Below are 3,512 nucleotides of genomic sequence, written 5' to 3' on the forward strand. Positions count from 1 at the left end.
CTCGCAGCTACAAACGCTGCGAGGTTTTCTCTTTTATTGGTACCGCTTAATGCTCTCGCGATGGCTATCTTGGAAACTCTTGATTACTAAAATTCAAACCCGGTTTTGGCGGCAGGGTAGTCAATAGAGTAGTGAAGCCCCCGGCTCTCGCGCATGTTTTGTGCCATACGGATAATAAGATAGCTTACGCTAATGAGGTTTCGCAGCTCGCACAGGCTTTGCGTAAGTATCGACTTTTTGTAGAGCTCCTCCGTTTCGCGGTAGATTATCTCCAGCCTGTTCATGGCCCTTTCGAGTCGAAGATTGGAGCGCACAATACCCACGTAGTTGCTCATTATTTGCTGCATCTCCTTGTAGTTTTGGGTAATGAGCACCAGCTCCTCCATGTGGGTGGTTCCCTCGTGGTCCCAATCGGCGATGGCTTCCTGAAGGGCAAAATGCTGAAAATTTTGGATGGTGACTCTTGCAGCTCGCTCGGCATACACAATGGCCTCAACCAGCGAGTTTGATGCCAAGCGATTTCCTCCGTGTAATCCGGTGGAAGCAGTTTCGCCAACGGCATACAGATTTTGAATGGTGGTTTGCCCATTAATGTCCACCTTAATGCCACCACAGAGGTAGTGGGCAGCAGGTACCACCGGAATCATATCCTTGGTAATATCAATACCGATGGAGAGGCACTTCTGGTAAATGTTTGGGAAGTGCGCCTTAATATCGTCGGGGTTCTTGTGGGTGCAGTCGAGGTAAACAAAGTCCTCACCACGAATCTTCATCTCGTTGTCGATGGCGCGGGCCACCACGTCGCGGGGGGCCAGCGAACCACGCTTATCGTAGTCGTGCATAAACTCCTTCCCGTCCTGCGTGCGAAGAATGGCACCAAAGCCACGCATGGCCTCGGTAATCAAAAATGAAGGCCGTTCCCCGGGGTTGAAAAGCGAGGTGGGATGAAACTGGATAAACTCCATATTCTCGATTACGCCCTTGGCCCGATGCACCATGGCAATACCGTCGCCAGTGGCTACGGGAGGGTTGGTGGTGGTATAGTAAATGTTGCCCGTGCCACCCGTTGCCAGCACCGTTACCTTCGACAAAAAGGTGAACACCTTCTGCGTCTTTAGGTCGAGCACGTAGGCGCCGTAACACTCAATATCCTTGTCGTTCTTCTTTACAAGCTTGCCCAGGTGGTGCTGCGTGAGCAGCTCCAGCGCAAAGAAGTTTTCGAGTATTTCAATGTTCTTGTTGGCCTTTACCTGCCGGATAAGCGCCCGCTCAATTTCGGCTCCGGTGCTATCCTTGTGGTGTAGTATGCGGTGCTCGGAGTGCCCACCCTCCTTCGCTAGGTCGTACTGGCCATCGGGATTTCGGTCGAACTTCACCCCCCACCGAATGAGCTCCTTAATTTGCTCCGGAGCCTCGGTAACCACCATGCGCACCACCTCCTCGTTGCAGAGCCCTGCGCCACAGATAAGCGTATCGTTAACGTGCTTTTCGGTGTCGTCGGGCGAATAGGTTACAGCCGCTATCCCACCCTGTGCATAGGCGGTATTGGTATCGTCGAGTGCACTTTTGGTTATCAGGATAACCTTTCCGTAGTCGGCCACCTTGAGGGCAAAGCTAAGCCCTCCAATCCCTGAGCCAACCACCAGAAAATCCGTTTTCCGGTTCATGGATGCAAAAAATTTTGGCAAATATAGCGTTAAAATTGCAGAAAGGGGAGAGAAAGTAGTGAGACGGGGGGGAATGTGACAATGGGTCAATGTGCCTCTTAGGTTTGTACCAGCAACGATGATTTGATAAGCGAGGTTAATTTTCTTCTTTTGTTGTATAAAAGGGAGGATTAACCGGCTGCAGAAGGTAAACTATAATGTGCCATAAATATAATTTATCCATTGAATTAGACCTTCCACAGCCAAGCTGCAAGACACCAGATAGAATGTTGGTATAAACCATTAAGAGTATTGGCGCAGGCAGCTGTCGGTTAATCCCAATAAAAAGCGGGTGCAAAACTATGAAAAGGATTTTTATTGGCGTTGATTTTTCCAAGCTAAAGTTTGATGTAGCGGTGTTCGAGGGAGCTACAAAGGAATACTTGGGCCGTAACGTATTCGAGAACAACCTCAATGCGGCAATCCGGCAGTGGCCGGACAGGTTATGCCAATGAAAAGTCAGTCCCGCGAGGGACGACAGTATGGTAGCAAATTAGCGTTCAAAGTGGTCCCAGTGCCGAAGGCACGGCAGGGTAATTTGAAAATTGAAAAATGTGCCAATACGGCAATTAGACAATACGCCAATTAAAAGAAAATGCACTCTGGCGAGCGGCGATGAGGTATTTTGAAAATTGCCCTACCAGCAAGTAGCCAGTTGCACAATTATCTTCTGCTCACCAAGAAGAGGTTCAAGGTCTTTTTCCAGAAAAACGTCGCTGCGTTATAAGACAAAACAGTCCATCGGTTGGTGTATTTTTTACTATCCTTCTGCTACTGGCAATAGCAACTAGGAATCACCTCAAGCTAACTCTAGCTGGCTACTATGTGCCGCATTTGTGAGCAGCAGCAACTGCATCCAAACCAATGCCGCTTATTTCCCATACTTTAAAACATTCAGATACCCCACCACAATCCAGAAAAGTAGTGTGAAGACAAAGTAGCTAACAATAAGCCACAACCCTGTATCCTTGTTGACTGCCAGCATTTTGTGATACCTCCGCTTGTGCAGAAAAACAAAATAGTTCATCAGGAATATAGGTCCAATGAGCAAAATATATATCAATATTTTAGCTGGTTGTGTTTTAAAATCTATAAAATATTTCACCAACAAGATGGTTGAAACAATATTACTAACTTCCAATGTGCTAATTAGAAAATATGTCCCCACTTGAGGGGTAATGGATTGATTTCCCTTAATAACCAATTTCCAGGCGCTTGCAAAAAGTTTACTGTACATAACCCTAGTTATTATAAGCTTCATAAATAAATCTACCACCAAAGTAAACCACTCCTGCAACAGGAAAGAAGATTGATACTCCTGTCATTACAATATCCGCTGAGCCCAAAACCCAGTTCTCTGTTGTTGGATTGTTATAGATACTAATTCCCGTTGCAACAATAGCAAGTGGAGCAACAACTACCCCAAAATCTCCTGCATAGCGAGCATACCTAAACGCTTCAATTTTGCTGATTCTAGTTAACTCCGCTGCCGTTACCACACCCCTACCCGGAATAACCTTTGCGGCTTTCAGCGCTATGCTGCTGGTTGCATCGCTGGTGTAGCTCCATTCTAGGAATGAAGCGGTTGCCGAGGTTGTTCCTAGGAATTCGCCCAGCGGATTATCCCACGTGCTATAGTAGTGCTTAATTACAATGCGCATTTCGCCGCGCAAAGAATTAGGAAATACTGCTAAGTCTTTCTTATAGTCAGCCATATCTTGGTCTCGGCTGTATTCTTCTGTCCAATAGTTCTTACCCCTATTTACATCATTTAAATATTGCATTGGGGTGGCGGTGTTCCCTTGC

4 protein-coding genes are annotated in these 3,512 nt (G+C 46.9%); 1 reads left to right on the plus strand and 3 read right to left on the minus strand.

The annotated features are described in order from the left end of the window. Positions 1 to 86: 86 nt before the first annotated feature. Positions 87 to 1,667 (minus strand): L-aspartate oxidase, encoded by a 1,581-nt coding sequence (gene nadB / locus VMW01_10545; GenBank protein ID HUW06688.1) that lies wholly within the window; start codon positions 1,665 to 1,667, stop codon positions 87 to 89. 341 nt (positions 1,668 to 2,008) lie between these two features. On the opposite strand from nadB, the gene VMW01_10550 reads away from it, so the two are divergent. Further along, the gene (locus VMW01_10550) at positions 2,009 to 2,161 is read left to right on the plus strand and encodes a hypothetical protein (protein HUW06689.1); all 153 of its coding nucleotides are present in this window, start codon (positions 2,009 to 2,011) and stop codon (positions 2,159 to 2,161) included. A gap of 416 nt (positions 2,162 to 2,577) precedes the next feature. On the opposite strand, the gene VMW01_10555 is transcribed toward VMW01_10550, so the two are convergent. Both VMW01_10555 and VMW01_10560 read right to left on the minus strand, forming a co-directional pair. Beyond that, positions 2,578 to 2,943 carry a hypothetical protein gene (locus VMW01_10555; protein HUW06690.1) on the minus strand — a complete coding sequence of 122 codons (366 nt, stop codon included), beginning with the start codon at positions 2,941 to 2,943 and terminating at the stop codon, positions 2,578 to 2,580. Between the two features lie 4 nt (positions 2,944 to 2,947). Continuing rightward, on the minus strand, positions 2,948 to 3,512 hold a 565-nt coding region (locus tag VMW01_10560; GenBank protein HUW06691.1), incomplete at its 5' end, for a hypothetical protein.

The organism is Williamwhitmania sp. (genome assembly GCA_035529935.1).
Lineage (GTDB): Bacteria > Bacteroidota > Bacteroidia > Bacteroidales > Williamwhitmaniaceae > Williamwhitmania.